General features: G+C 46.9%; 2 protein-coding genes and 1 pseudogene. 1 reads left to right on the top strand and 2 read right to left on the bottom strand.

Going from position 1 to position 4,649, the window contains the following annotated elements; genetic code table 11:
* The first annotated feature begins 371 nt into the window (after positions 1 to 371).
* On the top strand, positions 372 to 3,035 hold the full coding sequence (locus CAG69_RS17605) for a DUF2339 domain-containing protein (protein ID WP_161445418.1): 2,664 nt from the start codon (positions 372 to 374) through the stop codon (positions 3,033 to 3,035).
* Positions 3,036 to 3,123: 88 nt separating this feature from the next.
* Here CAG69_RS17605 and CAG69_RS17600 read toward each other — a convergent pair whose 3' ends face one another.
* The gene (locus CAG69_RS17600) at positions 3,124 to 4,164 is read right to left on the bottom strand and encodes a flagellin (RefSeq protein WP_161445416.1); all 1,041 of its coding nucleotides are present in this window, start codon (positions 4,162 to 4,164) and stop codon (positions 3,124 to 3,126) included.
* Positions 4,165 to 4,181: 17 nt separating this feature from the next.
* Positions 4,182 to 4,649 (bottom strand): annotated as a pseudogene (locus tag CAG69_RS17595) (flagellar hook-associated protein FlgL); the annotation flags it as partial.

Raw genomic sequence — 4,649 nt, 5'->3', positions numbered from 1 at the left:
ATGACTTGGCATGCAGACTAAACGGCTTACCTTCGACTATTCGACAGCATACCTCTGAAATGCACATTTTTGAGGTCACTTGGGTATCGCATCAGAATTATGAATATAGTTGAACCCCAATGACTTAACGACTCATTTCTGTTCATCAGATCTTAAAGTGACACACAAGTATGTCGCTTTGTCGAATTCATCATTACGCATTGAGTTTCATTATGTAGAATGATTCTTAAAGAAAGCGCGGAACCTAGCACTATATGAAGCTAAGGCAAAGCGCTTGGACTAAGCTTTAGCGTACGTGCTCAAAGTTAAGAATCGTGTGTCACGCGACGTACGCAAGGAGAAATGGATTGTACGTAATACTAGCACTATTCATGGCATTGCTCGCCATCCTCATCGGAGTGAAAGCCGCCAACCGAGCTGCACTTTTAGAAAAAGAACTAACCAAACTTCGTGAGGAAGTCACATCACTACGAGCCAGTGTCCATGGGGGCTCAAACCAACAAGCGCACCAACAATCCAGCATCGAAAAAGACACACCATCTGTCGCGACGTCACCTCACATAGAATCACAACAGAAAAATGTCTCATCCTCTGGGGAACATGATCCAGCTGCCAACCTAGACTTGGACCAGAGCGCTGCGAATCAAGGGTACGCCCAGAAAAACGAAGTGCAACTGGATGTTTTTAGTCAAGAAAATGAGTCATTCCTTCAGAGTAAAGTTCAGAGCCTGCTTAGCAACATTCAAGAAAACTGGTTGGTTTGGGTGGGCGCGCTGGCAATGCTAATTGGTGGGGGGTATCTCGTACAGGTTATTGGTAGTCACATTGAGTTTTCGCCACTTATGCGTGTGTCCTTTGCGTTTGTACTCTCGTTACTTATGGTGCTTGTTGGCGAATGGTTCCACCGCAAAGAACAACAAAATCCTCAACGAGCAACACGAGCCCAAGGCTTTACGTATGTTCCTGCTGCTGTTACCGGTACGGGATTAACGGGCATTTACTGCACCGTCATTTTTGCCTTTGTGGTTTATCAAATGCTAACGCCAAGTATCTCGTTGATCATTTTGGCTTCAGCGGCATTTTTCAGTTTAGCATTATCATTGCGGCAAGGGCCGTTAATGGCCGTGCTTGGCTTAATTGGTGGCTACACAGCACCACTGTGGATTGGAGGTAGTGAACCCAACTACTTTTTGTTAGCCGGATACATCTGCGCAATTTCGTTCGCGGCGACCTTATTGATGCAAAAAGTGCGTAGGGCATGGATTACGCCAAGTATCGCGATTCCACATGTCATTTGGATGTTGCTGTTGATTGAGAGTGTACCAACAGAACTGTTGTTCTCGTGGCTCGCGATTTATCTCTCCATCACTTTGTATCTCATTTTCGCGGTTCCGAGAATGGGTTGGATGCTCAATCCTCGCTTTCGTCACTATCAAAGCAAGTGGACAAACTCGCCGACCGCTACCGCTCTCGCAATTGTATTATTGACCTTTTCTGCCGTCACCAGAATGCCGGAGCTGAACACTCTACAAATGGCGTACTGTTATACGCTGCTTGTTGCGATCATCTGGCTACCAGCACTTCGTACAGGCTGGTCATTACGTGTATTTTTGCCATCCATTCTCGTCTCGGCAACCGCGCTGATTGTTCTTACTATCGCTTTTGATGCGCTGTATATGTTAGAGCGAGAAGCTAGCATCCTATTCGCATTGGCGGTGAGTATTACGCTGATCTGCTATCGAACATATTGCCAATCACTTAGTGACCGTTCGCAACTCAGTGGGCTGCTTCTGCTGGTACTGGCTCCCGCGATGAGCTTAATTACGTTGTTTTATATTGACGAATTTATGCAAGGCTACCTGTGGTATTGGACTGCATTCTGCGCATTGATGGCCACTTACTACGTTGTGCTTGGTCAGCGTGCACGTTCGTTGGCATTAGAATGCTCTGCCGTTATGCATGCTTTAATCGTAGGTATCGCTTTTGTTTGGTTGAGCGATACCTGGTTGACGACAGCAATCTCGATACAAGTTGCGGTAATGGCGTTGCAGACGCAATCAGGGTTATTTCGCCCCGCAAGTTGGGCGATTAAAGTGGCGATGGGGATACTGGTCATCCGCCTCACACTTTTACCCTTCATCCCTGAATGGCAACCCGTAGAAGCAGGACATTGGGCTTGGGTTATTGTGAGTTACCTACCGTCTCTCATCATCTTGCTCTATGCTCGAGCAACGCTAAAGCAAGTGGACCTCGAACTGACCAACTGGTTTGAAGGCGCATTTTTGCATGTATTCTTAATGGCGCTATTCACACAAACCAACTACTGGTTAACTGGGCAGTACGGCTATTTAGGACACCTTGATTTCACAAGCGCCATCGTTTTTGCTAACCAAGCGTTGGTTATGGGTTTGGTATACAGCTACCGCAGCCAATTTGCGCAACGCTTAAGCCGTATCTACGAAATCTATAGTTACTTGCTTTGGTGCGCGTTCGCTATATTGATTGTTTTGCTTAATACGGCGGAATCGCCGTTGGTGACTGATAACGTCTCAGCACAAGCACTTCCCGTCATTAATATGCTAAGCGTCGGCTGGTTGCTGCCAGCTTGCATTCTACTTATCGCAACCTTTAGAGGCTGGAATACGTTACAGGTTCATCGATTTGCGGTTGCTAGCCTAGGCTTTGCACTTGCTGCTATTTGGTTAGGCATGTCTATCCGTCAATTCTGGCAAACCACATCCATGATGCTGTACCAACCGACTAGCATGGCAGAACTGTTCAGTTATTCAGTAGCAGGTTTGCTCGTGGGTGGATTGCTTACTTGGCGCGGTGTGACACACAGAGGGTTGATGATGCAGCGCGTGGGTCTAGTGGTTTTAGCTTTTGTCGCACTAAAAGTATTCTTATGGGATGTTAGTTCTCTGGATGGGTTCTGGAGAGCAATCAGCTTCTTAGGTTTAGGAGCATCTTTAATCGCGCTTGGGTGGTTATTCCAGAAATTGAATCGCTCGGTGGCAAAAGCACTCGAACCATAAACGAATTAAAGAGAGATTCCCGACAATGCGCCGTTATCGTTATTGGGGGGCGATAGCGATGCAAAGCCGGGAATCATTGGAGTGTTCGTTATTTTAGCAACGCAACAACCGTATGACGACGCACGTTTGCTTGTGCATTCAACGCTTGGAAAGTCGAGGTAAACTCACCAGACTTCTGCACAAAACCATCCAGTTTTGCATTCACATCATCCACAGAAAGCTGCGCGGTTTTATTTTGAATTGAGCGCATTTGAGTATTCAACTCTCCATGAAATGCTTTCGCTTCCTGCAAGCTCGTTTGCACTTGTCTTAGGTGCTGGTTCACTTTGGCAATCGTCTGTTTCATACCATCGCGTGACGCCAAATCAAACCCAAGTTCTGCAATACCATCTGGCTCTGACTTTAGATTTAGAACGTTCGGCTGGCCCGCAGGAAAACGGTGCCCTTCGCCCGTGACCATCACTTTCTGCTGCATTTGCTGATAAGCGTTTTCTCTGGCTTCAAATAAAATGCTGCCATCGTCAGCTAATGAGGCACGCATCCCTAAAGCAATCAAGCTTCGGTCAAGCATTTTGACAGTTCGAGCACCATCGGCTTGTCCATCGAACTGAATCATTACCGCTTGACCCTGAGGGAAATCCAAACGAATTTGCTCAGCTTTGTCACTTAAGCGATGCACATTCAAGCCAGGAATAGAAAAGCGACGAATGTCTGCTTTATCTAGCTTTAAATGCAGTTCGTTGTTGAGCACTTTCTGGCCGTCGAACCGAGCATGCTCCACAACGTTCTGAATGGTGGCTTTAGAACGAACCAATGTATCCTGCAAGCCAGGTACATTTTGCACGCCTTGATTCACCGCTTGCGTCAAACCACGTTTAATTTGAGTCAGCTCTTTGCCTATCACCTGCAACGATTTCGATGCGATCTGCACTGCCGTCGCTTGCTGCTGACCCTGGGTCAGTTGAATCCCAGAGACAGAGTAGGCTGACGCAGTGTCAGCCTGAACTTGCGCCGGGCGCGGTTTAATTGCAGTACTTGAGTCTGCAGAACGGGTCGGCATGATAGAGGCTTGTTCTTGCCCACCCAAGCGTATGCTATGGGGTCTAACCTCTACTGTACTCATTACCATAAAAGAACTTCCTAACCTTATAGACGGTCAAACAACGATAGATCATTGATCTTTACATAGCTCGCTTGCGTTGCTTGCAAAGCCGCCATGTAATTGCTCAAGCGTACCGATGCTTCACCGTAATCCAGAGCTGAGAGGTCACCTGATACTTTATCGACGAACAGTTTATTCTCACCATGAGCACCGCCAACCAAATCTAGGTTATTGTGTCGGCCACCAATCTCCGTCATCGTGCCAAGTACGCTTGCCAACGTATCATCAATGGCACTCAAGCTTGCGTCCACTTCAGCTTGGAAATTCGGACTCGGGTTCTCAAATTCTGTAATTAGATTATTAATTTGATCCAGTACGTTTTTGCCGCCACCAAGGTCCAAAATGTCCTTTGCCGTCATGTTGGAATCCATCGTTACGCCTTTCGCAATCGTCACGACACGTTTATCGCTGTTGCCCTCGATGACATAACTACCGCTTGCACTGTTTATAGC

The sequence above is a fragment of the Vibrio sp. V43_P6S15P86 genome (genome assembly GCF_009904725.1).
Taxonomy (GTDB): Bacteria; Pseudomonadota; Gammaproteobacteria; order Enterobacterales; family Vibrionaceae; genus Vibrio; species Vibrio diabolicus.
The sequence above is the reverse complement of the archived record's forward strand: the minus strand, read 5'-3'. Positions and strand labels throughout refer to the sequence as shown.

What these genes read in the sequence shown, in the direction of transcription:
- CAG69_RS17600 (WP_161445416.1), bottom strand. Translation starts at nt 4,164, where the DNA reads ATGGTAATGAGTACAGTAGAGGTTAGACCCCATAGCATACGCTTGGGT.
- CAG69_RS17605 (WP_161445418.1), top strand. Translation starts at nt 372, where the DNA reads ATGGCATTGCTCGCCATCCTCATCGGAGTGAAAGCCGCCAACCGAGCT.